Origin of the sequence: Rhodococcus sp. IEGM 1318, assembly GCF_033142465.1 — a bacterium.
Lineage (GTDB): Bacteria > Actinomycetota > Actinomycetes > Mycobacteriales > Mycobacteriaceae > Rhodococcus_F > Rhodococcus_F qingshengii_B.
Genome location: NZ_JAWLSC010000001.1, coordinates 848,794 through 873,526 on the forward strand (window position 1 = coordinate 848,794; position 24,733 = coordinate 873,526).

Sequence of the window (24,733 nt, forward strand, 5' to 3'; positions counted from 1 at the left end):
GTATGGAACTCATGACTGCAACTGAAGACCTGTTCTGGTACACGAACCCAGGCGCACGCGCATGGCAAACGACGCAGTTGGGCGGTGATGCCCACGCCTTTCATCGCGGTCTGCCCGGTTATCTTCCGACGCCGCTCGTCGAAATTTCGGCGCTGGCAGACGAATTGAACGTCAGCAAGGTCTTCGTCAAAGACGAGTCCTCGAGGCTTGGACTCCCAGCTTTCAAGATCCTCGGTGCCTCCTATGCAATATCGAGGGCATTGTCGAAGCGATTCGGATACGCCGACGAGGCATTGCCCTTGCGCGAGTTGCGAGATCGACTTGTAGACGAATCCGTACGACTTGTTGCCGCGACGGATGGAAATCACGGACGTGCGGTCGCTCATGTCGCTCGTGACCTCGGTCTACCCGCTCGGATCTTCTATCCGGCGTCCTTGACAGTTGCTGCCAAGGATGCAATCGCGAAAGAAGGCGCGGAAACGGTGGAGATGGACACCTCTTACGACGAACTTGTAGCGGCTGCATCGGAATCCGCGCAACGCGAGGGATCGGGTGCCGTCCTGATCCAGGACACGGCGTGGCCTGGATACGAAGAGGTGCCACGCTGGATCGTCGAGGGATATTCGACTCTCTTCGCGGAAGCTGACGAACAGCTACTCGAGGTGGGAATCGACCGTATCGACGTGGTGGTCGTCCCCGTCGGGGTCGGATCGCTGGCGCAGGCCGCGGTGAGGCATTACCGCTCGATTCCGCATCCCCCAGTGATACTCACGGTCGAAGCGGAGCGCGCGCCTGCTCTGGTCGCATCGCTTCACGCCGGGAGAAGCGTGTCGGTGCCGACCACCGACACGATCATGGCCGGCCTGAACTGCGGCACTCCGTCAGCGGTGGCGTGGCCGTCGCTCTTTGCCGGGGTCGATGCCGCCGTGACTGTAACCGAGGACGAGTCGGCCGCCGGCGTAGGTCGATTTGCCGAGCTCGGGGTCGATGCAGGGCCCTGCGGTGCAGCGACTCTCGCCGGGGCCAGGAGCATGTTGATCGATCCGGTAAGGCGGGCGCAGACGTTGGTGCGTGCTGACGCTGTCTTGCTTTTGTTCAGCACGGAAGGGCGTGCTGCGAACCCGCTCCCGGCTCCGGTCGTCACAGTGGACGTTGTGCCCTCGTGATCACCTCAGACGGGTGCCGTGACTCCAACTGGCGAGCCAGCGGGACGGGTGCTTCGAGGATCGCGCACCACAGGGGCTGCACGATGCTGACCTTGCGCGATGGGTCCGTCCTTGCATTGACCGACCGAATGAATCACCCGGCTGAAGTACTGATTGTCGCGATCTACCAGGATCCGGCCGGGCCGGTGATTGCCGCGCCAGGAATAGGTGCCGACGCGCGGACTGCCGCCGAGTTGGCTGCACTTTTGTCAGCTGTCGGCGCTACCGGGGAGCCTGAAGAGGTCACGCGAATTCCGGCACCCTCGGAGACCGGCGTACGCAGTGTGGTGGCCGTGGGCCTAGGGGAGGAATTTGCAGTCGACGACGAGCAGATACGCAGGTCTGCGGGTGCTGCCGCGCGCACACTGAACGGAGTCGAATCCGTGGTGTGCACGATGTCCCTGCTCGATCTCGCTGCCACTGCTGAGGGTCTGGCGCTCGGTGCGTTTTCGTTCGACGCTCACAGGTCGTATCGATCCGACAGGGTTAGCAGTGGTCGGTTGTCGACGATCCACTTCGTGGTGAGAACTCCGTTGAGTGAGAGTCTTCTCAGCGTGCTTCGCCGATCGGTGGCCCTCATCGACGCGGTGACCTCGGTCCGTCAGCTGGTCAACACTCCGCCAAACTTCCTGTACCCCGCGGAGTTTGCGCGACGCATCCAGGATTGTGTCCAAGGGTCAGGGGTCGTCGTGGAAATTCTCGACGAATCAGATCTTCGCCGCGGGGGATTCGGAGGGATTCTCGGCGTGGGACAAGGCTCGATCAGACCGCCCAGACTGGTCCGCGCGCACTACTCGTGTGCCGTCGCCGAAGCACCGACGGTTGCACTGGTCGGCAAAGGAATTACGTTCGACACCGGCGGAATCTCGATCAAAGCGGCAGTCGGGATGGAACACATGACTTCCGACATGGCCGGTGCAGCAGCCGTCCTGTTCACGTGCATGCTTGCCGCTGAACTTGCTGTGCCGGTCAATGTGATCGCCTACGCCCCGATGGCGGAGAACATGCCGTCGGGCTCGGCGCAACGTCCAGGTGATGTCGTGACTCAGTACGGCGGGACGACCGTCGAAGTTGTCGATACCGACGCCGAAGGGCGACTCGTGCTTGCCGACGCGATTGCGCGCGCCTGCGAAGACGAGCCGGATTACCTCATCGACGTTGCCACCCTGACCGGTGCGCAGACCGTCGCACTGGGGAGCCGAACCTCGGGGGTGATGGGGACTGCCGACTTCCGCGATCGGGTAGCAGCAATTGGCCTTGAAGTCGGGGAGCATGCGTGGGCGATGCCCTTGCCCGAGGAGTTGCGTGAGTTTCTCGAATCCAACGTAGCCGATATCAAAAACATTGCCCCACAACGTGAAGGGGGCATGCTCGTTGCAGGACTATTTCTGCGAGAGTTCGTCACGTCATCGGTTCAGTGGGCGCACGTCGATATCGACGGTCCGGCCTACAACATCGGAAAGCCTTGGGGGTACAACGGAATGGGCGGAACTGGCGTTCCGGTCCGAACTCTTTTCGCCGTTGTCGAAGATATTGCGCGCCATGGCTGAAGTGCCCTGGTACCAGGGTGCCGGGATCTCTGGTACCTGAGTACCAGTCCAGATGGACGTGAAGACGATGCGGCCGAATTAATTGTGCGACAACATTATTGCGTGAAAGTTCATCGATTTCGAGAGGAACTATCTGTGTACAACGCTCAACGTGATCGAAAGTCTGGCAGGTCGAGATTGTTCTCGCTTGCCGTGTGTGCGGCCCTTGTTGCTTGCGCCTCAATTGCTTGCAGTTCCGGTTCGAGCACGGCGTCGCCAGGGTCGATCGATACCGGATCGTCGTCGACGGGTTCGTCTTCGCCTGACAGACCTCTCGAATCCGCCTTGACGGCGAAACTCGATGCCTTGCTTGCAGGCGCCGTGGACGGCGCCGGGATTCCCGGCGCGATCGTGGGTCTCTGGAGTTCGGAGGGGAGCTATGTTCGGGCGACCGGCGTTGCCGATACAAGCACGTCGGAACCGATGAAATCGGACGTCTATCATCGAATCGGCAGTGTGACAAAGACATTCACGGTTACGGCGTTGTTGCAACTGGTCGACGAATCGAAGGTCGGCCTCGATGATCCGATCTCGCGCTACATCGGCGGAGTTGCGGAAGGTGACAACATCACTCTGCGTCACCTGGCCGGGATGCAGAGTGGACTAGTCGACTACACGGAGAACGAGCAGTTCGTCACGGATTTTCTGGTAGATCCACGAGCGCCGTTGAGTCCGGAGCAGTTGCTGTCGTACATCGACGGAATGCCGCTGAAGTTTCGACCGGGTACTGAGGTTTCGTACTCGAATACGAATACCGTGCTACTCGGTTTGGTGGTGGAAAAGGTAACTGGCAAACCTCTGCGTGAGGTGATCAAGTCGAAGGTGACCGATCCGTTGGGTATGTCGCACACGGTGTTGCCCGTATCGAACGAGTTCCCGAGTCCGCACGCTCAGGGGTACACCGATCAGACAACCGACGGCAGTGTCGTCACGGCAACTGACTGGAACCCTTCCTGGGGGTGGGCAGCGGGCGCGATGACATCGAACCTCGCGGACATGAGGATCTGGGTGCCTGCGGTTGCCAAAGGGACATTGCTGAAGCCCGAGACGCAGCGCGAACGCCTGCGAACGGTCTCGCTCGAAGCGGGCGAGGACGGATCCGGTTACGGACTCGGCATCTTCAACATCAACGGGTGGATTGGTCACAACGGGAGCCTGCCCGGGTACAAGACTGTGGCCGTGTATCTCCCGGAGAAGGAAATGACCCTTGTTGTGATGGTCAACTCCGACGTCAGTGGTGAGAACACCAACCTCGTCGGCTCTCTCCTCACGCCGATTACTCAGTTGATCAGCCCAGGCAACGTCTACGAGTGATCGAACGGGTGCGGACGCAGTGAGCGGGTGTCCGCACCCGATGGTCACTGAGCAGGCGATTTGTTGCCCAGGAGCCAAATGGTGTAACTTTCTTCGAGCAAGCGGAAAGCAGAAAAGCCGCTGCAGTTCGACTGTAAGAGTTAATTCAATACGGGGCTATGGCGCAGCTGGTAGCGCACCACACTGGCAGTGTGGGGGTCAGGGGTTCGAGTCCCCTTAGCTCCACCCAAGACAAATGCTCTGCACCAATCGGTGCAGAGCATTTGTTGTTTTCGTGCGCAATACTGTCCGCTGTGAGGCCTGATCGGCCCGAGCATTCTCGGTACGGAGACCAGCGGCGGAATGGGGAATAATGCGTGCACACGTGGTGGTAATCGGCGCAGGATATGCCGGCGCCATGGCAGCGAAGCGGCTGCTGAGAACTCGTTCGGACGTCACGGTCACCGTCGTGAATCCGCGCCCACACTTCGTGCAAAGAATCAGGCTCCATCAGATGATCGCGGCTGGCTACGATGCGACGGTCTCCTTCGACAGGGCGCTTCCGCGCGCGGCACACCGAGTCTTCGGAGAGGTGACGACGATCGAGGCGGCGCTCGGCAGGCTCACCCTCGACGACGGCAGTGTGCTCGACTACGACTATCTGGTCTACGCAGTCGGAAGTGGGAAGTTGCCCGGCACTATCGCCGGGGCGGCGGAGCACGGGTTCAGCGTCTCCGAATTCGAGGACGCGGTACGCCTCGAATCCAGGCTGGCGACTCTCGACGAGAAGGCTGCAGTCTGCGTTGTCGGCGGCGGTCTCACCGGGATCGAGACTGCCGCAGAACTGGCTGAGCATCGAAGCAGCCGAATCACTTTGGTGACCGGCGGAACCGTGGCTCCAAACCTCTCGGAGCGCGCGCGATCGGCAGTTGTCAGAACATTGACCGATCTTGGGGTCGATATTGTCACCGAATCCCGGGTGACTCGGATCGAGGGTTCGTCCTGCGAGCTAGCGGGAGGCATACGGGTGGAGGCCGAATGCACGATTCTCGCGACGGAATTCGGTGTCCCCGAACTGGCGCGCCGAAGTGGCCTTCCCGTGGACGATCTCGGTCGCCTGAAACTCGACGACCGACTCGAATGCCCGTCCCACCCCAACATCGTCGGTGCGGGTGATGCGGTCGCGGTCGGTGATCTGTCACTGAGGATGAGTTGCCAGGCCGCGATCCCCTTGGGAGTCCATGCGGCAGAAACGATCCTGCATCGGCTCGACGGTTCCGCGCCGCGTCCGGTGATTCCGAAGTTCACCGGCCGGTGCATCAGTCTCGGGAGGCGGCGAGGTGTGTTCCAGCGGACCACTCGTGTCGACGATGCAACGGGCATGTTCATCGCAGGCAGGGGAGGCGCATTCGTCAAGGAAAGAGTCTGTTCGTCGACGACCGACTGGGCTGTCACCCCGCGCCGTTCCGCCTTCTACAGTTGGACATGAACAGCGCTGGTCACGCTCGATCACAGATTCGGTCGATGATCGCAGCAGTCCTCCGGACATAGGGTTGGCGAACGACATCTTCGTGACACGCGTCGACGTCGTCGAAATCGAGCGAGCCCGTGGCAATGAGTGACCAGATCTCGCGTCCACGGTTGTTGGTGGCTCCACGGATCACGGTGACGGGCGCAGAGCACGTCCGCATCCGGTGCTTCCGCAGCGCCTGGCCCCCGATGTAGACGAACACTGTCCACTGGGTGGCCGGTGGGTACTGCAGAACGCCGGCGAAGAGCGTGCGGATCCACATCGCCGCGACGGTGCGTCTGGTCGGCTTCCAGCGGGCATTGGTGGACGGTTGTGGTGCGAGGTCGACGATCGACGGATCCAGACTGATGCCCGCTCGGTCGGCTAGTCGTGCGGCAGTGTCGGTGGGGATTCTGGTGTCGAGAACGGTGACGTGCTCGACAGCGTCACCGGACTCGGACAGCTGTGACGCCATCTCCAGCGCCACGTAGCCGCCGTACGAGTAGCCGGCGAGAAGGTACGGGCCGGTGGGCTGAATCTTCTTGATTTCGAATATGAAACGGCGAGCGCTTGCCTCTACCGACCGATCGGGCAGTCCGCGAGATTCGAAGCCGTGTGGCTGAAGTGCGTAGACCGGGCGATCGGTGTGGAGCGCGTTCGACAAGGTGGACAGTGTCGTCGAGGGGCACCCTGCACCATTCATGATGAACAGAGGCCGCCCTGACCCTTCGAGCTTCAGTGGAACCATCGTGTTGTGAGAGACGCGATCTTTGGGATCGATCGTGCACCGATCGATCAGCGCTGCAAGGTCTTTGACGGTGCTCGCGGTCGCGAACTCTGCCGCCGTGATCCGGACCCTGAACATGTCGTGAATCTTGGTCACCACCTCGGTCGAAGCAAGGGAGTCGCCGCCGAGCTCGAAGAAGTCGTCCTCACGGTCGATGGAGTCGATGCCGAGAATCGACTCCCAGATCGAGGACAGCCACAATTCTGCAGGCCCGGCGAGAGTTGGGGGAGTGGACCTCACCGTGACGGACGGCAATGTTTTTCGGTCGACCTTTCCCCTTTCGTTGCGGGGCAATTCCGCCATCAGAACAAAATGTCGGGGAAGCATCCAGGCCGGCAGATATTTCGCCAATTCGCGCCGCATCTCGGCGCCCGACCGCGCCATCACGGCTTTGGTCAAGACCACGTAGGCGACAATCTCCGATCGATCGTTCTCGAGAACGGCAGCCACGAAAACATCGGTGACGCCGGGAATTCGACGAATGTGCGACTCGACTTCTATCGGCTCTACCAGGTAGCCCCGAATCTTGACGGCGTCGTCGACGCGCCCCCTCAGTTGTAGTTCGCCGCGTTCGTCGATGCGGCCTCGGTCACCGGTCCGATAGATACTCACTCCGTCGCCGAGACGTGTGAATCGCATTGCTGTGCGATCCGGGTCGCCGTGGTACCCATCGGCAAGATCGCTGGAGACAACCTGAATCTCGCCGATCTCTCCGTCTGGAAGAGGTACGCCGTTCTCATCGACGATCTGTACGTGCTTGCCATCGCGAGCGCGTCCGGCCGGCACCACTCCGGCGGGTAGTTCGGAGTTCGGCAGGAACGCGTTGTATGCGACGACGCCGGTCTCAGTTGTGGCCAGCCAGTTGACGTAAGTGACGCGAGCAAAGCCGTGACTGCGATGGCGCGCGTAGTCCTCGCCGTGAACTGGTTCCCCGTACGTCACGACGACTCGCAGCGACCCGGGCGAATTATCCGATGCTTCAACGGATTCTAGATCCGACCATGCTCGTAGAAATGACGGAGCGCAGTGCACGGTCGTGAGCGAGTTCTCGATCAGCCAGTCATCGATTCCCGAGACTCCGTCTGTACGTGGGTCCCAACAGAAGACCGTGACTCCGTTCATCAACCCCATGATCAGGGCCGTGATTCCGGCTCCGAAACTGACGGGCAACAGGTTCCCGATGTGATCGTCGGGTCGCAGGTCGATTGCTGCGGCAAGTTCGTCGGCCTTGTTCAGGCACATGGAGTGGCTCAGCACGACTCCCTTGGGCGTTCCACTGGTCCCGGACGTGAACGCGATCATGGCAGGGTCGGAACTGGACGGTTCGAGCGCGTTGTCGAAACGGAAGCCCGTAGGGGCCGATTCGTCGAGTATCGATTGCAGCGTGACGGCACCCGAGGTGCTCATGATGTGCGCTCGCCGGGCCTCGGGGAGTTGTGGGTCGATCATGACCAAGGGCCGACCGGAAATCAGAGTAGCGAGGATGGCGGGCACCGACTCGGCGGTTGGTTCGAGATCAACCGCAACCGGGCACGATCCGTGTGACCCACGTAGGCGAAGTTCGCGGACCAATGCGTCGGTCCGGAGTTCGAGTTCGGCGAAAGTGATCCGGTCGCGCGGAGTCACGACGGCAACGGTGTCGTGCTGCATCGAGGCGACTCGGCGCCACCTCGACTCGATTGTCTCGTCGATGACTGCATAGCGCGTGCGCTCGAGACCTAAGTCGACAACCTTCATCACAGTAGCTCCGTCCGGCCATTAGCTATCATTTGGCAAAGACTACATAAGGTTTGTCAAAGCCGTCTATAACAAACCGAAAGTAGTTTTTCATGTTTAGCCAATCCGTCAGGCCAACAGCTCCGAATGCGTTGTTGAAGCAACGCCGGTCGTGCGTTGCGCGAACCGGTATGACAATCGGTGCGTCAACGAGGAGGAGTGACATGAAGTGGTCGGGGCGAAGCGCGATCGTAATCGCGGGATTGTGTACTGCAGTGTCGATGTTCTCGGGCACCGCGCAAGCAGCGCCGTTGTGGGAGCCGCTACAACCGGTGGCGAACCTGGACGCCGCCCGCTACGTCGGTGAGTGGAACCAGGTAGCGGCGATTCCTCAGCCCTTCAACCTCGCGTGCGCCAAGGACACCCGAGCGAGTTACGGGATTGTCGATTCCATGAACGTGAGTGTGAAGAACACGTGCACGACGTGGACCGGCCAGGCTAACGAGATCGTCGGGAATGCCCGAGTTACCGACCCGGCAACGGGTGCACAGTTGCATGTGAGCTTCCCCGGGGTGCCCACACAGGACGGCCTGGACGGTCCGCCCAACTACATCGTCACCTACATTGCCGACGACTATTCGTGGGCCCTGGTCGGTGATCCGCTCAGGCTTTCCGGGTTCGTGCTCTCACGGTCGCCGGTCGTCGACGCGGCTGGCTGGAGTGAGATCCGTCGGGTCGCCGAATCCCGTGGATACAACGCGTGCACGATCTTGACGTCACCGACCACGGAGGGCACTTCGGACATCCGCCCACTCTGCACTGTGTGAGTCTGCTGTCAGCTTGAACCTTCCGGAGCCACACTCCACTACGATCACTGATCGGTACGTGTGGTTTCGGAAGGTTGTGTGGTGGCGAAGAAGCAGATCCCCGTAATAGTCGTCGCAGGCTTTCTCGGTTCGGGCAAGACGACGCTGCTCAACCATCTTCTGCGTAACAACGACGGCGTACGCATCGGCGTGATCGTCAACGACTTCGGCTCCGTCAACATCGATTCGATGATGGTCGCCGGTCAGGTCGATTCGATGGTCACGCTCAGCAACGGCTGTTTGTGCTGCGCTGTCGACGTCTCCGACATGGACGAGATGCTGAACAAGTTGGCGCACCGGCAATCCGGGATCGACGTGATCGTCGTCGAGGCCAGCGGGCTTGCCGAGCCGCGGAACATGATTCGTCTCGTCCTCGGGAGTGAGAACCCATCCGTCGTCTACGGCGGACTGGTGGTCATGGTCGATGGAGCCAATTTCTCCACCGTTCGCATCGAGCATCCCGAACTCGATCAACATGTCCGCCTGGCAGATCTGGTGGTAGTCAACAAGATCGACGGCGTTCCCGTCGCCGAGCGCGAGCGATTCACTGCCGGAATTCGTGAGTTGAATCCGCGAGCGCCGATAGTGGAAACGGCGCACTCGCGGATAGACCCCGCTCTGTTGTTCGATTCCGGTGAGGTGGCCCCTCCCGCCCCGGGTGATCAACTGAGCCTCGACGAGCTCCTGCGCGACGGACACGACCACGATCACGACGACGGTTCCTGTCACCACGATCACCTGCACCATCGCTACGAGTCGGTTGATTTCATATCGGAGATGCCACTCGATGCCAGGGCTCTGACGCACTTTCTCGAGAACCAGCCTTCGGGTGTTTACCGCATCAAGGGATTCGTGAACTTCGAGATTCCGGGCTACACAGGAAAATTCGAGATCCAATCGGTCGGTGATCATGTCCGGATCACCCCGCTGCGATGGAAGTCGGGCGAGCCTCGAACTACGCAACTGGTTGTGATCGGTACCGGGATGGATTCGGCAGCGGTAGGTAGTGCCCTCCGCACCTGCGTGCGCGAAAAAACTGTCGAACCGCACCCCGACGCCATGCTGGGATTGCACCGCTATACCGTCGGAGCGTGAGTGAATCAGCGGTATCCGTGTACGAAGCGATCCGGCGACGACGAGACGTTCGCGCCGAGTTCTCGGGAGAGATTGTCCCGGACGAAACTCTGATGCGAATTCTCGACGCCGCCCATCGCGCGCCCAGCGTGGGAAACACGCAACCGTGGGATTTTGTCGTCGTTCGTAATCCGGAGACGCTTAACACTTTCGCGGCGCACGTCGGCGATGCCCGGCTGAAGTTCGCGCAGTCTTTGCCCGAGGATCGACGCTCGACGTTCGACCCCATCAAGATCGAGGGAATCGCCGAGAGTGGTACCGGCATCGTCGTCACTTACGACCCGTCGCGCGGTGGCCCGAACATCCTCGGCCGTCATACCGTCGACGACACCGGACTGTTCTCGGCGGTACTCGCAATTCAGAATTTGTGGCTCGCCGCGGTAGCCGAGGAGATCGGCATCGGCTGGGTCTCGTTCTACGACGAGAAGTACCTCACCGAACTCATGGGAATTCCCTCACCTGTTCGCCCCATCGCCTGGCTCTGTGTCGGGAAGGTGGCTGAATTCCAACAGGTTCCGGATCTCGAGCGCTACGGATGGCGACAGCGCCGGCCATTGGCCGACGCTGTCCACTACGAAACCTATTGAATTGTGCGGGGTGGCCTAGCGCGCGGGACGACCTAGCGCGTGGCACGCCCACCGGTGGAGCCCGCAGTGCGAGCCCCGCCGCCGGTGCGGGGACGGCGAGCGCCGCCGCCGGCATGTTCCTGACGGGCAGCGCCGCCGGTGCGTGCACCGCGTGACTGACCGCCCTGTCCGGAGCGAGCTTGACCTGAACGTGCTGCGCCGCCGCGTCCACCCTGGCCGGCGGGGCGCTGTCCGCGTCCGCCGTTCGGCTGGGCCGGAGCATTCGGAGCCGGAGTGACGTGCGGTGCGATGTCGCCGACCAACTTGACGACGTGCTCGGAGTTGGCCGTCGAACGAACCGGCGTCACCTTGATGGCTGCCTTACGCATGAGGATCGCGAGATCCTTACGCTGCTCGGGCAAGACCACTGTGACCACGTCGCCGGCGCTGCCTGCGCGAGCGGTGCGACCACTGCGGTGCAGGTAAGCCTTGTGCTCGGCCGGGGGATCGACGTGAACGACCAACTCGACATCGTCGACGTGGACGCCGCGCGCTGCGACGTCGGTGGCGACGAGGACGCGCGCTTCACCGGCGGAGAATGCCGCCAGGTTACGGTCGCGAGCGGCCTGTGAGAGGTTGCCGTGCAGGTCGACGGACGGGATGCCCGACTCGGTGAGCTGGCGAGCCAACTTACGAGCCTGGTGCTTGGTGCGCATGAACAGGATGCGACGACCGGTACCGGAAGCGAGCTTCTCGACCAGAGCCTTCTTGGCTTCGACGCCGTCGACGTCGAACACGTGGTGCGTCATCGCGGCGACGGGGGAGTTGGCCTCGTCGACCGAATGCATGACCTCGTTCTTCAGGAACCGCTTGACGAGCTTGTCGACTCCGTTGTCGAGCGTTGCCGAGAACAGCAGGCGCTGCCCGTCCTGCGGCGTGGACGAGAGGATGCGGGTGACGACGGGCAGGAAGCCGAGGTCGGCCATGTGGTCGGCCTCGTCCAGCACGGTGATCTCGACGGCGTCGAGGCTCACGAACTTCTGCTTCATGAGGTCTTCGAGGCGACCGGGGCAGGCAACGACGATGTCGACGCCGGCCTTCAGGGCCTGAACCTGGCGGTGCTGCGAGACGCCGCCGAAGATCGTGGTCACGCGCAAGTCGTATGCGGCGGCCAACGGTTCGAGGGTTGCGGTGATCTGGGTGGCGAGCTCACGCGTGGGTGCGAGCACCAGGCCGAGTGGTCGACCCGGGCGACGCTTGCCGCCGGACACTTCGCCGGCGAGGCGAGAGACCATGGGGATGGAGAACGCGAGGGTCTTTCCGCTTCCGGTCTTTCCGCGGCCCAGTACGTCGCGACCCGAGAGAGTGTCGGGGAGGGTATCGATCTGGATCGGGAACGGAGAAGTGATTCCGCCGTCTTCGAGAGCTTTCACCAGCGGTGCGCGCACACCGAGGGCTGCGAAGGTGGTAGCGGGCGTAGAGATGTCAGACAAGTGTATTCAGAGCCTTTCGGGCACGTGTTCGTGCCCGGATGCCGACACGGGAATTAACCGGTCGAGCAATCAAGCACAGTGGTGGCGGCGCTGCCGGTCGGCAGGCTTCTTCGCCGTAAGAAGAGCGGGTGCATTGAGCACTCAGCAAGAAATTTTGCGTTCTACGACGCTGGATGCCCGATTTCGGACACCTAGTGATCGCAACTCTACCTTCCCGGAGCGTTCGACCTACAACCCGACCCATTCGGAGACGCCGTTCGCGAAGTGTTGCCGCTTCCAGATCGGTACCTCGTGCTTGATGCGCTCGACAAGTTCGGCGCACGCGGCAAACGCCTCCGCGCGGTGTGGCGCAGCGACGGCGGCGACCAGTGCGAGGTCACCGATCTCGAGATGCCCGACGCGATGAATCGCGGCAACCGGTAGGCCGGTTGAGGCTGCAACCTCTTGACAGCACGTATGGAGGAAGCGTTCAGCATCCGGGTGTGCTTGGTACTCCAACGCTGAAACCGCTTGACCTCCATCGTGATTGCGCACCGTCCCGGTGAAAACCACAACAGCACCGTTCTTCGGGCCGGCAACGGCGGCGTCGACGGTGTCTGCGTGAATCGGTTGTTCGGAGATCCGAGCCAGTAGCTCACTCATCGTGTGCTCCTCCGCCTGCGACCTGCGCGAGCAGGTGATCGATGATGGGTTCGAGGACGGTGAGACCGTCCTTCACTCCGCCGGGAGAACCCGGAAGATTGACGATGACCGTCGTACCTGTGAGACCTGCCACACCACGGCTCAGTGATGCGTGTGGGGTCTTCTCGAGGCCCTTGGTTCGGATCGCTTCTGCGACCCCGGGCAACTCACGGGTCAAGACTGAACGGGTAGCTTCCGGGGTTGCATCCGTGGGGGAAGCGCCGGTGCCGCCGGTACTGATGACGAGCGACGGGGAGCCCGCCTTCGCGTCGACTATGCCCGCCGCGATGTCTGCGTCGGCGTACACGAGCGGTCCGCGCACCTCGAAGTCTCGCTCGCGTAGCCAGGCCGCGATCGTCGGCCCGGTGGTGTCGGGTCTGGTTCCGTTGGCGCCGCCGGTGGAAGCGACGAGGACGGTCGCGGACCGTGCCGAGGTGAAGACGTGCGCCGGAGAAGCCGGGGCACCCTGAGCGTTGCGGGTCCAATGTCCGTGTTTACCACCGTCTTTGGTGAGCAGACGCACACCGTTCATGGTGGCTCCGGGATCGACCGCTTTGACCATGTCATGCAAGGTCAGGCCGGCTACCGCGACGGCGGTGAGCGCTTCCATCTCGACGCCGGTCTGTCCGCGAGTCTTTGCCGTCGCTTCGACGGTGATCGAGGTTTCGGTGAATCCGAATTCCACCTTGACCGACGAAAGTGCGAGTTGATGACACAACGGAATCAGCTCGGACGTCTTCTTTGCGCCGGCGATTCCGGCGATGCGCGCGGTGGTGAGGACATCGGCTTTGGGCATGCCGTCGGCGCGGACGAGCCGAACAACCTCGGCGGTCGTGACGAGTTCACCGGCAGCGACGGCGATTCGCGTCGTCTCGGCTTTGGCGCTGACGTCGACCATGCGCGCGCGGCCTTCGCTGTCGACGTGTGTCAATTCGGTCATGAGTGTCCTTTGAATCAGATCGAGGTAGTCGAGAGTGGAATCACATCGACGAGATCGCCCGCGCCGAGTTCGGTCACGGCGGCGGGGATGTCGATCAGGACGTCGGCCCACGCCATGGCTGCAACGAGGTGCGATCCGGGTCCAGCAACGAGTTCGATACCGTCCGCAGTTCTGCGCGCCCGCAGGAACTGCCGCTTGCCATCCACGGAACGCAGCGGTGCAGTCAACGGCAGTCGCTCGTGCGGGATCTCTGGCAGGCCCGCCGCGCGGCGCAGCTCCCCGCGTGCGAAGACCTCGAACGAGACCATCGTGCTGACCGGGTTGCCCGGGAAGCTCAGTACGGGCACTCCGTTCACCACGGCGGTGCCTTGTGGGCCACCTGGTTGCATTGCGACGTGGCCGAATTGCGCACCCAAGGGTGTGAGGGTTTCCTTCACCACTTCGAAGTCGCCCATCGATACTCCGCCGGAGGTGAAAACCAGATCGGCGACCGAGGTTGCGTACGAGAGCAATTCGCGGAACTCCACCGGATCGTCACTGCTTCGAGCGACGGATACGACATCGGCACCGTTGGCTTCGGCCAATGTTGCCAAAGCTGCACCGTTGGAATCGTAGATCTCACCGGGTTCGAGAGTTGTTCCGGCACTCTTGAGTTCGGCGCCCGTCGTGATGACGGCGACCCGTGGCCTCGTGTACGTGTCGAGTGAGGCCAACCCGACGGCGCTCAGCGCAGCGATATGGCGAGGTTCCAAGTGCGTTCCCGCCGTGACCAGTAGCATTCCGGCAGTGATGTCACTGCCACGTTCGCGAACGAATTCGCCTACAGACCTGCCCCGTTCGATGGTGACGACGTGTTCGGTGACGCCCGTAGTGTCCTCGACGGGAACGACGGCGTCGGCACCCTCGGGGAGCGGCGCACCGGTCATGATGCGAAATGCCGATCCTGGAAGGTGTTTCGGTGGTTCTCCGCTACCGGCGGCGATCACACCTCGAACCGTCAGCGTGGTGGGAACCGAGGCCACCGAGGCGGCGTCGACTGCGTACCCGTCCATCTGTGAGTTGCGAAAGAGTGGGAGGTCCACGGGCGATGAGATGTCCGAGCAAGTTATGCGCCCCAACGCTTCTGCCGTCGGCACTGCCGTCGGAGAGAGGGTGTGCAGGCCCGAGAGCAATTCGGAGATGTGCGACGCGTGTTCCTCGACCGAACGCGCGCTCATGACAGTAACCTCGACAACCTCGACATGTTTTGATCCTAGGCGGTGTGGTCCGTCCGACACACCGAGTACGGCTTTCGGTCATACTGGAGCAATACGGAAGTTGGTGAAGTGATGACAGTGGTGTCGATGGGAATTCCCACCGTGCGGTTTGACGCTGCCTCCACCGCCGGTCGTCCTGAGACGGATCTCCTGGTCGACAGGTTCGGGCGTGTTGCGAGAGATCTGCGAGTCTCGATCACCGAGAAGTGTTCACTTCGTTGCACGTATTGCATGCCGGAAGAGGGCCTGCCGGCCATCGCGGCGGAAGATCTTCTGAGTCCCGACGAGATCATTCGAGTGGTCGGAATCGGCGTCGAGCGAGTCGGTATTCGTGAAGTGAGATTCACCGGCGGGGAACCGCTGATGCGCAGCGACCTCGAAAGAATCATCGGTGGGTGCGCAGCTCGCGTGCCGGGTATTCCACTTTCCATGACTACCAATGCTGTTGGGCTCGAACATCGTGCGGCGAAGTTGGCCGCAGCGGGTTTGACTCGCATCAATGTTTCCCTGGATTCAGTTGATCGCGCCCATTTCGCTGAATTGACACGTAGAGACAGGTTGCCATCAGTTCTCGCGGGAATTCGAGCGGCTGCGGCAGCCGGGCTCGCGCCACTGAAGATCAATGCGGTGCTGATGCGTGAAACACTCCACGGCGCGGCGGATCTTTTGCAGTGGTGCCTCGATGCCGGCGTCGAATTGCGTTTCATCGAGCAAATGCCCCTGGATGCAGATCATGCATGGGCTCGCGAGAATATGGTGACCGCAGCTGAATTGTTGACCGTATTGAGTGGTCGTTTCGAATTGGAAGCAATCGGCCGCGAAGACCCGTCGGCTCCAGCTGAAGAATGGCGTGTCAATGGGACCTCGATGACGGTGGGAATCATCGCTTCCGTGACCCGCTCGTTCTGCGGTGAATGTGATCGGACCCGAATGACCGCCGAAGGGACAATTCGGTCATGTTTGTTCAGTGATCGCGAGGTCGATTTGCGTGCGGCGCTCAGGTCGGGAGCAAGTGATGACGAACTTGCGGATTTGTGGCGCGGTGCGATGTGGAACAAGTGGGCAGGGCACGGCATCGACGCCGCGGACTTCGTTCCGCCGGAAAGAAGCATGGGAGCGATTGGTGGCTGATTCGCAGTCGATCTCGGTTCGATACTTTGCTGCTGCAGCGGATGTATCCGGTTGCCGTAGCGAGGTAGTCGCCCTCTCGCCTGGCACCACACTTGCCGAGTTGGTGGCGGTGTTGGTCGGGCGATACGGGCCGGAGATGGAGCGAGTGCTGTCGGTCTCGGCTTTCCTCGTCGGTGACGAGTTGACCCGCGACGTCTCTCGGACCTCCGGTAGTGCTGTCGATATTCTTCCGCCTTTCGCCGGAGGCTAGTCCGGAGATTGTCGACGTAGTTATTTGTCGGCTGCCGAACTATTGTCAAATTTCGGTGGCCTGGCTCAAATAGGTCGATCTTGATCACTCAGTTCAAGTGGCGTCTATCTCCATCTCCTAATTTTTGGGGGAGTAAGTTCACACTTTGTCGATTAATTCCACCCGACGTATCGCCGTCGTCGTAGTGCTCCTCGGAGCAGCTGCACTCACGGCTCCGGCATTCGCAACTGCGCTTCCCTCCACCGGTTCGCTCGGCTCTTCTGCACCGGAAGCCTCGTGCTCGACCCTGTCCACCGAAGCGGCGCCGAACGAATGGGGTCCCCGGACGCGACGCCGACGGCTGACGGCGGCGTTCACGCGGATCTCCAGAAGGGCGTGTGGTGGAGCACTCAGAACATCGACGGCGCCAAGGACCGCGTGTCAGTGCCTTTGGCGGACATCGTCGCCGCGAACCCGAAAGCGGTAGTCGACCACTACGGCGTCAGTGTCGGGACCGGCTCCGCTGCAACCTCGACGCTGGTCGATGCGGTGCATTTCAACGGATGCACCACCAACTTCGCAAAGAAGGATTCGGCCTCTAGTCGCTGGTAAGAGCTACTTCCACCAGTCATCCAGGGGGGTGACCGGCACCGTGCGCTTGTGACGAGTGTTGGTGAACATCTTCTCGAGCTTTTCGGCTACCTCGGAGGAAACGTCCTTTCCTTCGAGGTAGTCGTCTATCTGTGAGTACGTGACGCCGAGGGCAACTTCGTCGGGTAGCGCGGGCCGGTCGTCCTCGAGGTCGGCGGTCGGAACCTTGCGCCACGTGCTCTCCGGTGCGTCCAATTCCTGCAGCAATGCAGCGCCCTGGCGTTTGCTCAAGCCGGTGAGCGGCGTGATGTCGACGCCGCCGTCACCGAACTTCGTGAAGAAGCCGGTGATCGCCTCCGCGGCATGGTCGGTACCGATCACCAGATAGCCGAGCTGCCCGGCAATCGCATACTGAATGACCATTCGTTCGCGCGCTTTGATGTTGCCTCGGACGAAGTCGCGCAGTTCGCCGTTCCCCAACGCCTCGGAGGCCTCGCGGGCTGTGGCGTCGGCGCCCGGCTTGACGTTGACCGTGAGCGAGCGGTCCGGCTTGATGAAGCCGAGTGCAATCTGCGCATCGGATTCGTCGGCTTGTGCGCCATAGGGGAGTCGAACAGCGACGAACTCGGCGTCGTGGCCTTCTTCGCGAAGTTCAGTGACGGCGCGTTGGGCGAGAGCCCCGGCGAGCGTGCTGTCCTGACCGCCGCTGATTCCCAGAACGAAACCTGTGGCGGGGGTCGAGCGCACGTAGTCCTTCAGGAACTGGACTCGCGCGCGAACCTCCGCTGCGGCGTCGATTGTCGGCTTTGTGCCGAGTTCTTCGATGATGCTTTCACGCAGTGTGGCCATGAATGGACTCTAGCGATGTGAGCAGGCGCGTGCAGTGCCACCGTATCCGGGGCGGTACGGTCGCGCACATGAGTGCGAACAACGTTCTGGTGGTCAGTGCGACGAAGTCGGAAGCGGCATACGTGCCGCAAGGATACGAACTGCTGATCACGGGGATTGGAAAGGTCAGTGCTGCAACAGCAGTCGCCTCTGCTCTCGCGCGGTACGAGCGGGAGAATCTGCCGCTGGTCGTCAACATCGGGACCGCCGGTGCGCTGCACGCGCACCACGGTGGCCTCTATGTTCCCGGGGTTGTCATCAATCACGACATCAGCAGCACCGCGATCCGAGCGCTGGGGCACGACGTCGCGGACCGTTTGGTGCTCGCCGGCGGTGACGACTCGGTGTTGGCGACCGGCGACGCATTCATCGCCGACGCTGCAACCCGGGACGCCCTTGCACAGCGAGCTGATCTGGTCGACATGGAGGGTTTTGCCATCGCGTTCGCCGCACAGGCTGCGGGTGCTCCCTGCCGCCTCGTCAAACACGTCAGCGACCATGCGGACGATTCGGCAATGGACTGGCCCGCGATGATCGATGCCAGCGCCCGCGATTTGGGGCGCTGGCTGCTCGACAACGTCTGATCGAGCCTGGAGCGTCTGATCAGGCCTGCGCAGTCAGTATCAATCCGGTGTCGTCGGGCTTGCGCAGGGTCAGCGTGCCGGCGTCGATGGTGTAGCTCACGTCGCCGTCGAGCACCGCCAGGATCTGGCGCTCGATGTCCGTGTTCTCCTCGGGGCAAGCCATACGCGTGGTTGCCATCGGCGTGAACGTGACTGTGGTGTCGGACGTCTGGGCGCTTCCGGTCATGCGATTGCATCCGGTGGTTCCGCTGACCGAACCGTCTGCGGCAATCGTGAGTTCGGGAGCTGACGTCTCCAGAGCCAGGCTCGTACTGATCGCATCGGGACTGATGAGTGACGTGACGGTCCACGTCGTGCCCTGGAGAGGTCGATCCGGCGTGACGATCTTCTTGTCCTGCAGAGTCACTGTGGCGTCGTCCGATGTCAGGGTGAGGGTGTCGCCGTCGAGGCTCCACGTCGGCGCGGAGGTCAGCAATGTTGTTGTCCAGGTGTCAGATTCGTCGATGCCGGGAGGGCAGCCCATCATGGTCGACGCCATGGTGCCGGTGGTCAGCTTGCCGTCGGTGAACTCGATCGAGCCGTTTGCCGTGTTGCATCCGGCGCTCGCGGACACTCGACCCGCTTGGCTGAAATCGAGAGTCAGTGGGCCGCCGCCGGGAATTTGTGTTCCGTCGACCGAGGTCGAGATGAAGACGCGCCCGGAGGGGTCCGACTTGTCCTTGGGGGAGTCGGACGACGCGGAGCAACCGCTTACCGCGGCGATGGTCAGGAAGCCGATGACGGCAGCAGCGATGCGCATGGGCTCACATTAAGCGGTGGGACGGATCTGGGGAGTCAGCATCGAGTAACGCGCCGGGCAAGGTCTTCCCAGCCGGCGGCCAGACGCTCGGTGGTCATCCCGAGATCGCGCACCTGGTGAAGGACAAGCGATGCTTCGAGTGGTGCCAACAGTGCTGAAGCGAGCAGATCGAGGTCGCCCTCGACGCCTGCTCCTCGAAGAAGTCCGATGACGTGAGCGATGCCGAGCGCCCGGGCCGGACCGCCGAAGCGGTATTCAGGAGCATTTTCCGCCGCACGGAGGACTTCGCCCTGTACTTCCACCATGGCGATTCGGGCTCGTCCGAACGCGATGAGGCGCTCGATCGGCGGCGCGCCCGGACCCAACGGTGGGGGGCCGAACATGAATGCCTGCTGCAGTTCTCGCTCGGTGTGATCGAGCAGTGCCTGCATCAGTCCCGAGCGATTGCCGAAGCGCCGAAAAACTGTGCCCTTGCCCACACCGGCTCGGCATGCGACGGCATCCATCGTCACCGCGTCGACACCTCGCTCGGCGACGAGGAGGGCTGCTGCGTCGAGCAGAAGTACGCGGTTACGTGCTGCGTCACCGCGCTCGACCGGCGCGGCGCCGATCTGGGGGAGGGGGATTGCGCTCACGGGATCAGGTTACAGGGCCGGGGAATGTAAGTGGACCGCGGTCCGTTTAGTTGATATAACTTTCAACCGGAGCCACCAACCGCACCACTCTCGAAGGAATCTCGTTATGTCACAGACCAATGTTCTCGTTCTCGTCGGCAGCTTGCGCGCCGGATCCGTCAATCGCCAGCTTGCCGAGACGGCTGTGTCCGCCGCACCCGAGGGTGCCACCCTGACGGTCTTCGAAGGCCTCGCCGACGTCCCCTTCTACAACGAAGACATCGACGTCGAGGGTGCTTCCATTCCCGCTGTCGACGCGCTGCGCTCCGCTGCGAGCAACGCGGACGCGTTCCTGCTCGTCACCCCCGAGTACAACGGCACCATCCCCGCCGTTCTGAAGAACGCCATCGACTGGATCTCGCGTCCGTACGGTGTCGGTGCAGTCAAGGACAAGGCTGTCGCAGTCATCAGCGCTTCGCCCAGTGGCAACGGCGCCAAATGGGCACACGAAGACACCACCAAGGCAGTCCGTATCGCCGGCGGCAAGGTCGTCGAGGACACTGCACTGAGCATCGGTGGAACCGGCGCACTGTTCGGTGAGCTGCACCCGCGTGAGAACGCAGAGGTGCTCGCTCAGGTCTCCAAGGTCGTCTCCGACCTCGTCGACGCCAGCAAGCAGCTCGTCAACGCGTAATCCGTTTCACGAGTGAGGGCCATGCCGGAAGGTGTGGCCCTCACTCGTATGCGAGTCAGGCTCATATGCACGCTAGAGCCCTTCGCGTTCCATCGCGTCGTCGACGGCGTCGCGAACCGACTCGAAATCCTTGCCGGCCATCATCGCTTCGCCCATCGCGGCATCGATACGGTCTGCGACGGCGGCGTACCGACGCTCCCAGCTCTCCTTGTCCTCCCGCCAGTAACCCATCACGTGCATGCGGGTTGCCGGGATTTCCGATGTTCGACGCAGATGGGTGCGGATGCGTCTGGCGGCCGCGGCCTCGACTGCACACCAGATGTAGCCCTCGCCGGGAGGCAGGGCAGCGCCGGCCAATTCGGCGAGCAGCGAGTCCGATTCCTCGATCCATCGGTAGTGGGCGTCGGCGCGCGTCGTGAACGTCTGCTGTTCGCTCGGCTCGGGTACCTGTGCGATGACCTGGATCGGCAGACCGTCCGGCGCCTCTTCGAGAATTCGCCCGATCGCTGGCAGGGCGGCGTGATCGGCGACGAGTAGAAGCCAGTCACACTCTGTCGGCGGCGTGAACCACCCGCTCGCAGTCGAGAGATGGACGGTCTCGCCCGGTTGCGCATTCTCGGCCCAGAGTGCCGCGCCGCCGCGGCCGTGGAGAACGAAGTCGATCACCAGTTCGTTCTTCGACGGCTGCCAGCGCCGGACCGTGTAACTGCGGGCGTGAGGGGGATCGAGAGGGAATCTGACGAGCACTCGTTCGTCGGGGCTCCCGCTCGTCTCGAAGTCGCTCAGGCCGGTGCCGCCGAAGGTGATTCTGCGCATCAGCGGTGTCACCTGCTGCGTTCTCGTCACGGTTGCCCGGTGGCGCGGTGCTTCGTCCTTGGGGGGTGTTTCCACGACGCTCATGGTAGGTCCGGGACGCGGCTCCGAGAGGCCGGCGAGCACAAAAAGTAAATGTGACGGGCAACACGCCGACGCGCCGGGAAATGAGGGCGCTGAACTGGGGCGACCTGGGAATTCCAACGATGTGACTCACAACATCTCGCGTTATGTGTTTCTGTCGGCCACTAGGTGTAGTGTCTTGAGCACTGAGAGACCACAACGCGGAACGCCTTGAGCGAGACTCCGGCAATCGGTCGAATCGGTGCTGAACATCACTACATCGGCCTTTGTTGGCTAAGCGAAAGAGGGACTCTCATGAGCATCACCGTCTACACCAAGCCCGCTTGCGTTCAGTGCAATGCCACCTACCGCGCCCTCGACAAGGCCGGTCTCGAATACAACATCATCGACATCACCGAGGATGCCGAAGCCCGCGACTACGTCATGGCTCTCGGGTACCTCCAGGCGCCCATCGTGGTTGCCGGTGAAGATCACTGGTCGGGCTTCCGTCCCGATCGCATCAAGACCCTGACCGTCGCTGCTTGAAGCGCCGCAGTGTCGGCGGTGGAGACCTCCGCCGACACATCTGAGTAGTTCCGGGCACCGTACAAGAAAATGGTGACAACCGATGACTTCGCTGGTCTATTTTTCCAGCGTGTCGGAGAACACCCACCGATTCGTTCAACGTCTCGGCCTGCCTGCGACACGTATACCCATCCATGACCGTGACGGCTCATTTCGCGTAGACGAGCCCTATGTGCTGATTCTGCCCACCTATGGTGGCGGGGCCACCGTGACAGGGCGCGACACCAGCTATGTGCCGAAGCCGGTCATTCGTTTTTTGAACAATCCACACAACAGGTCGTTGATCAGAGCAGTGATCGCGGCGGGAAACACCAATTTCGGTGAGTCCTTTTGCTATGCAGGAAACATCATTTCCCAGAAATGCCACGTTCCTTTTCTGTACCGGTTCGAACTCATGGGCACTGCCGAAGACGTCGACCGAGTACGAGAAGGCTTGGGGGAGTTCTGGAATCATCTCGAAACAGAGAAGGAGCACGGGCAGTGGCGCCAACCATCACTGACACGATCGCGGCAGGAAGCGTAGAGCGTGATGCACGCGGCGGCGACTCCACCAACGGTCTCGACTACCACGCACTCAATGCCATGCTCAACCTGTACGGCGCCAACGGTGAGATCCAGTTCGAGATGGATGTCGCTGCAGCTCGTCAGTACTTCTTGCAGCACGTCAACCAGAACACCGTGTTCTTCCACAACCTCGACGAGAAGCTGGACTACCTCGTCGAGGAAAACTATTACGAGCCCGAGGTTCTCGATCAGTACTCACGTACTTTCGTGAAGTTCCTGATCGATCACGCGTACGCCAAGAAGTTCCGCTTCCCGACGTTCCTGGGTGCATTCAAGTACTACACCTCCTACACGCTCAAGACCTTCGACGGTAAGCGCTACCTCGAGCGTTTCGAAGATCGCGTCTGCATGGTTGCGCTCACCCTGGCCGCAGGCAACGAAGACCTGGCCGTCGAACTCGTCGACGAGATCATCGCCGGACGCTTCCAGCCCGCCACCCCGACGTTCCTGAACTCGGGCAAGAAGCAGCGCGGTGAGCCCGTGTCCTGCTTCCTGCTTCGTATCGAAGACAACATGGAGTCCATCGGTCGCTCCATCAACTCGGCACTGCAGCTGTCCAAGCGCGGTGGCGGTGTTGCCTTGCTGCTCACCAACGTTCGTGAGCACGGCGCCCCGATCAAGAAGATCGAGAACCAGAGTTCGGGTGTCATCCCGATCATGAAGCTTCTCGAGGACTCGTTCTCCTACGCCAACCAGTTGGGTGCGCGTCAGGGCGCCGGCGCCGTGTACCTCCATGCGCACCACCCCGACATCTACCGCTTCCTCGACACCAAGCGTGAGAACGCCGACGAGAAGATCCGCATCAAGACGCTCTCTCTCGGCGTCGTGATCCCGGACATCACTTTCGAACTGGCGAAGAAGAACGAGGACATGTACCTGTTCTCGCCGTACGACGTCGAGCGCATCTACGGAGTTCCGTTCTCCGACATCAACGTCTCCGAGAAGTACTACGAGATGGTCGACGACAAGCGAATTCGCAAGTCCAAGATCAAGGCTCGCGAGTTCTTCCAGACCGTCGCCGAATTGCAGTTCGAATCGGGCTACCCCTACATCATGTTCGAGGACACGGTGAACCGGGCAAACCCGATCGAAGGCAAGATCACGCACTCGAACCTGTGCTCGGAGATCCTGCAGGTTTCGACACCTTCACTGTTCAACGACGACCTGTCCTACTCGAAGGTCGGCAAGGACATCTCCTGCAACCTGGGTTCGCTGAACATCGCGAAGACCATGGACTCGCCCGACTTCGCGAAGACCATCGAAGTGTCGATCCGCGGATTGACGGCAGTGTCCGACCAGACGCACATCTACTCGGTGCCGTCGATCGAGCAGGGCAACAACGACTCTCACGCCATCGGCCTCGGTCAGATGAACCTGCACGGATACCTCGCTCGTGAGCGGATCTTCTACGGCAGCGAAGAAGGCATCGACTTCACGAACATCTACTTCTACACCGTGCTGTTCCACGCACTGCGTGCGTCGAACAAGATCGCCATCGAGCGTGGCTCGTACTTCAAGGGTTTCCCGGAGTCGAAGTACGCCTCGGGTGAATTCTTCGACAAGTACACCGACCAGGCCTGGGAGCCTGCAACCGAGAAGGTTCGTGGACTCTTCGCCGATGCGAAGCTGCACATCCCCACCCAGGACGACTGGCGTGAGCTGAAGGCTTCGGTTCAGAAGCACGGTATCTACAACCAGAACCTTCAGGCCGTCCCGCCGACCGGCTCGATCTCGTACATCAACTACTCCACCAGCTCCATCCACCCGGTGGCGTCGAAGATCGAGATCCGCAAGGAAGGCAAGATCGGTCGCGTCTACTACCCGGCGCCCTACCTGACCAACGACAACCTGGAGTACTACCAGGATGCCTACGAAATCGGGTACGAGAAGATCGTCGACACCTATGCTGCGGCAACGCAACACGTCGACCAGGGCCTGTCGCTGACGCTGTTCTTCAAGGACACCGCCACCACCCGCGACATCAACAAGGCGCAGATCTACGCGTGGCGTAAGGGCATCAAGACGCTGTACTACATCCGTCTGCGTCAGATGGCACTCGAAGGCACCGAGGTCGAGGGCTGCGTTTCCTGCATGCTGTAAAGGGCTCCGCCCCCGTGCGCCTTTTCGGTAGTGACTGCTACC

At 61.7% G+C, this 24,733-nt stretch carries 24 protein-coding genes and 1 tRNA gene; 16 read left to right on the plus strand and 9 right to left on the minus strand.

The window, feature by feature from the left end; all coding sequences use genetic code 11:
• Positions 1–11: 11 nt before the first annotated feature.
• The 5 genes from R4P65_RS04010 to R4P65_RS04030 all read left to right on the plus strand — a co-directional run bounded on the left by R4P65_RS04010 (position 12) and on the right by R4P65_RS04030 (position 5,576).
• Entirely contained in the window at positions 12–1,166 is a 1,155-nt protein-coding gene (locus R4P65_RS04010) for a diaminopropionate ammonia-lyase (protein ID WP_317825510.1), read from the plus strand.
• Between the two features lie 83 nt (positions 1,167–1,249).
• Positions 1,250–2,755, plus strand: coding sequence for a leucyl aminopeptidase (locus tag R4P65_RS04015; RefSeq protein WP_317825511.1), 1,506 nt, complete (start codon positions 1,250–1,252; stop codon positions 2,753–2,755).
• A gap of 192 nt (positions 2,756–2,947) precedes the next feature.
• Complete coding sequence (locus tag R4P65_RS04020) at positions 2,948–4,108, plus strand: serine hydrolase domain-containing protein (RefSeq protein WP_317825555.1); 1,161 nt, start codon at positions 2,948–2,950, stop codon at positions 4,106–4,108.
• Between the two features lie 152 nt (positions 4,109–4,260).
• Positions 4,261–4,333, plus strand: a tRNA-Ala gene (locus tag R4P65_RS04025).
• A gap of 127 nt (positions 4,334–4,460) precedes the next feature.
• The gene (locus tag R4P65_RS04030; protein WP_317825512.1) at positions 4,461–5,576 is read left to right on the plus strand and encodes an NAD(P)/FAD-dependent oxidoreductase; all 1,116 of its coding nucleotides are present in this window, start codon (positions 4,461–4,463) and stop codon (positions 5,574–5,576) included.
• A gap of 10 nt (positions 5,577–5,586) precedes the next feature.
• On the opposite strand, the gene R4P65_RS04035 is transcribed toward R4P65_RS04030, so the two are convergent.
• A complete protein-coding gene (locus R4P65_RS04035; RefSeq protein ID WP_317825513.1) occupies positions 5,587–8,121 on the minus strand; it encodes an alpha/beta fold hydrolase in 2,535 nt (844 codons plus the stop codon).
• Positions 8,122–8,324: 203 nt separating this feature from the next.
• On the opposite strand from R4P65_RS04035, the gene R4P65_RS04040 reads away from it, so the two are divergent.
• The 3 genes from R4P65_RS04040 (at position 8,325) to bluB (ending at position 10,687) form a co-directional block, all read left to right on the plus strand.
• On the plus strand, positions 8,325–8,927 hold the full coding sequence (locus R4P65_RS04040; protein ID WP_317825514.1) for a lipocalin family protein: 603 nt from the start codon (positions 8,325–8,327) through the stop codon (positions 8,925–8,927).
• A gap of 81 nt (positions 8,928–9,008) precedes the next feature.
• Positions 9,009–10,061 carry a GTP-binding protein gene (locus R4P65_RS04045; protein ID WP_317825515.1) on the plus strand — a complete coding sequence of 351 codons (1,053 nt, stop codon included), beginning with the start codon at positions 9,009–9,011 and terminating at the stop codon, positions 10,059–10,061.
• The gene (gene bluB / locus R4P65_RS04050; protein ID WP_317825516.1) at positions 10,058–10,687 is read left to right on the plus strand and encodes a 5,6-dimethylbenzimidazole synthase; all 630 of its coding nucleotides are present in this window, start codon (positions 10,058–10,060) and stop codon (positions 10,685–10,687) included. Before R4P65_RS04045 ends, bluB begins: the two co-directional genes overlap by 4 nt.
• A gap of 32 nt (positions 10,688–10,719) precedes the next feature.
• Here the strand turns inward: bluB and R4P65_RS04055 are convergent, their stop codons facing one another.
• The 4 genes from R4P65_RS04055 to glp all read right to left on the minus strand — a co-directional run bounded on the left by R4P65_RS04055 (position 10,720) and on the right by glp (position 14,997).
• The gene (locus R4P65_RS04055) at positions 10,720–12,159 is read right to left on the minus strand and encodes a DEAD/DEAH box helicase (protein ID WP_317825517.1); all 1,440 of its coding nucleotides are present in this window, start codon (positions 12,157–12,159) and stop codon (positions 10,720–10,722) included.
• Between the two features lie 228 nt (positions 12,160–12,387).
• Positions 12,388–12,801, minus strand: a complete 414-nt coding sequence (locus R4P65_RS04060; protein WP_230812751.1) for a molybdenum cofactor biosynthesis protein MoaE — start codon at positions 12,799–12,801, stop codon at positions 12,388–12,390.
• Positions 12,794–13,780 carry a bifunctional molybdenum cofactor biosynthesis protein MoaC/MoaB gene (gene moaCB / locus R4P65_RS04065; protein WP_317825518.1) on the minus strand — a complete coding sequence of 329 codons (987 nt, stop codon included), beginning with the start codon at positions 13,778–13,780 and terminating at the stop codon, positions 12,794–12,796. Before moaCB ends, R4P65_RS04060 begins: the two co-directional genes overlap by 8 nt.
• A 14-nt stretch (positions 13,781–13,794) precedes the next feature.
• Positions 13,795–14,997: a gephyrin-like molybdotransferase Glp gene (glp, locus tag R4P65_RS04070; protein ID WP_317825519.1), complete on the minus strand. Its 1,203-nt coding sequence runs from the start codon at positions 14,995–14,997 to the stop codon at positions 13,795–13,797.
• A 111-nt stretch (positions 14,998–15,108) separates the two neighbouring features.
• On the opposite strand from glp, the gene moaA reads away from it, so the two are divergent.
• From moaA to R4P65_RS04085, 3 genes are all read left to right on the plus strand, one after another.
• Complete coding sequence (gene moaA / locus R4P65_RS04075; protein WP_317825520.1) at positions 15,109–16,167, plus strand: GTP 3',8-cyclase MoaA; 1,059 nt, start codon at positions 15,109–15,111, stop codon at positions 16,165–16,167.
• Positions 16,160–16,417, plus strand: coding sequence for a MoaD/ThiS family protein (locus R4P65_RS04080; protein ID WP_230812759.1), 258 nt, complete (start codon positions 16,160–16,162; stop codon positions 16,415–16,417). Before moaA ends, R4P65_RS04080 begins: the two co-directional genes overlap by 8 nt.
• 276 nt (positions 16,418–16,693) lie before the next feature.
• Positions 16,694–17,008 (plus strand): hypothetical protein, encoded by a 315-nt coding sequence (locus tag R4P65_RS04085; protein WP_317825521.1) that lies wholly within the window; start codon positions 16,694–16,696, stop codon positions 17,006–17,008.
• A 3-nt stretch (positions 17,009–17,011) separates the two neighbouring features.
• Here the strand turns inward: R4P65_RS04085 and nadE are convergent, their stop codons facing one another.
• Positions 17,012–17,836 (minus strand): ammonia-dependent NAD(+) synthetase, encoded by an 825-nt coding sequence (nadE, locus tag R4P65_RS04090; protein WP_317825522.1) that lies wholly within the window; start codon positions 17,834–17,836, stop codon positions 17,012–17,014.
• A 68-nt stretch (positions 17,837–17,904) separates the two neighbouring features.
• Between nadE and R4P65_RS04095 the strand changes: the two genes are divergently transcribed.
• Positions 17,905–18,459 carry a nucleosidase gene (locus R4P65_RS04095; RefSeq protein WP_317825523.1) on the plus strand — a complete coding sequence of 185 codons (555 nt, stop codon included), beginning with the start codon at positions 17,905–17,907 and terminating at the stop codon, positions 18,457–18,459.
• Positions 18,460–18,478: 19 nt separating this feature from the next.
• Here R4P65_RS04095 and R4P65_RS04100 read toward each other — a convergent pair whose 3' ends face one another.
• Together R4P65_RS04100 and R4P65_RS04105 are read right to left on the minus strand one after the other, a co-directional pair.
• Positions 18,479–19,258 carry an META domain-containing protein gene (locus R4P65_RS04100; RefSeq protein ID WP_317825524.1) on the minus strand — a complete coding sequence of 260 codons (780 nt, stop codon included), beginning with the start codon at positions 19,256–19,258 and terminating at the stop codon, positions 18,479–18,481.
• Between the two features lie 35 nt (positions 19,259–19,293).
• On the minus strand, positions 19,294–19,893 hold the full coding sequence (locus R4P65_RS04105) for a TetR/AcrR family transcriptional regulator (protein ID WP_003944690.1): 600 nt from the start codon (positions 19,891–19,893) through the stop codon (positions 19,294–19,296).
• Between the two features lie 106 nt (positions 19,894–19,999).
• On the opposite strand from R4P65_RS04105, the gene R4P65_RS04110 reads away from it, so the two are divergent.
• Positions 20,000–20,566, plus strand: a complete 567-nt coding sequence (locus R4P65_RS04110; RefSeq protein ID WP_317825525.1) for an NAD(P)H-dependent oxidoreductase — start codon at positions 20,000–20,002, stop codon at positions 20,564–20,566.
• Positions 20,567–20,638: 72 nt separating this feature from the next.
• On the opposite strand, the gene R4P65_RS04115 is transcribed toward R4P65_RS04110, so the two are convergent.
• Positions 20,639–21,466 (minus strand): siderophore-interacting protein, encoded by an 828-nt coding sequence (locus R4P65_RS04115; protein ID WP_317825526.1) that lies wholly within the window; start codon positions 21,464–21,466, stop codon positions 20,639–20,641.
• Positions 21,467–21,757: 291 nt separating this feature from the next.
• Here R4P65_RS04115 and nrdH point away from each other — a divergent pair, with 291 nt between their 5' ends.
• The 3 genes from nrdH to nrdE all read left to right on the plus strand — a co-directional run bounded on the left by nrdH (position 21,758) and on the right by nrdE (position 24,691).
• Complete coding sequence (nrdH, locus tag R4P65_RS04120) at positions 21,758–21,988, plus strand: glutaredoxin-like protein NrdH (RefSeq protein ID WP_019747886.1); 231 nt, start codon at positions 21,758–21,760, stop codon at positions 21,986–21,988.
• An 82-nt stretch (positions 21,989–22,070) separates the two neighbouring features.
• The gene (gene nrdI, locus R4P65_RS04125) at positions 22,071–22,550 is read left to right on the plus strand and encodes a class Ib ribonucleoside-diphosphate reductase assembly flavoprotein NrdI (protein ID WP_230812772.1); all 480 of its coding nucleotides are present in this window, start codon (positions 22,071–22,073) and stop codon (positions 22,548–22,550) included.
• Positions 22,508–24,691 (plus strand): class 1b ribonucleoside-diphosphate reductase subunit alpha, encoded by a 2,184-nt coding sequence (nrdE, locus tag R4P65_RS04130; protein ID WP_411742506.1) that lies wholly within the window; start codon positions 22,508–22,510, stop codon positions 24,689–24,691. The genes nrdI and nrdE overlap by 43 nt, the downstream gene beginning before the upstream one ends.
• The last annotated feature ends 42 nt before the right edge of the window (positions 24,692–24,733 follow it).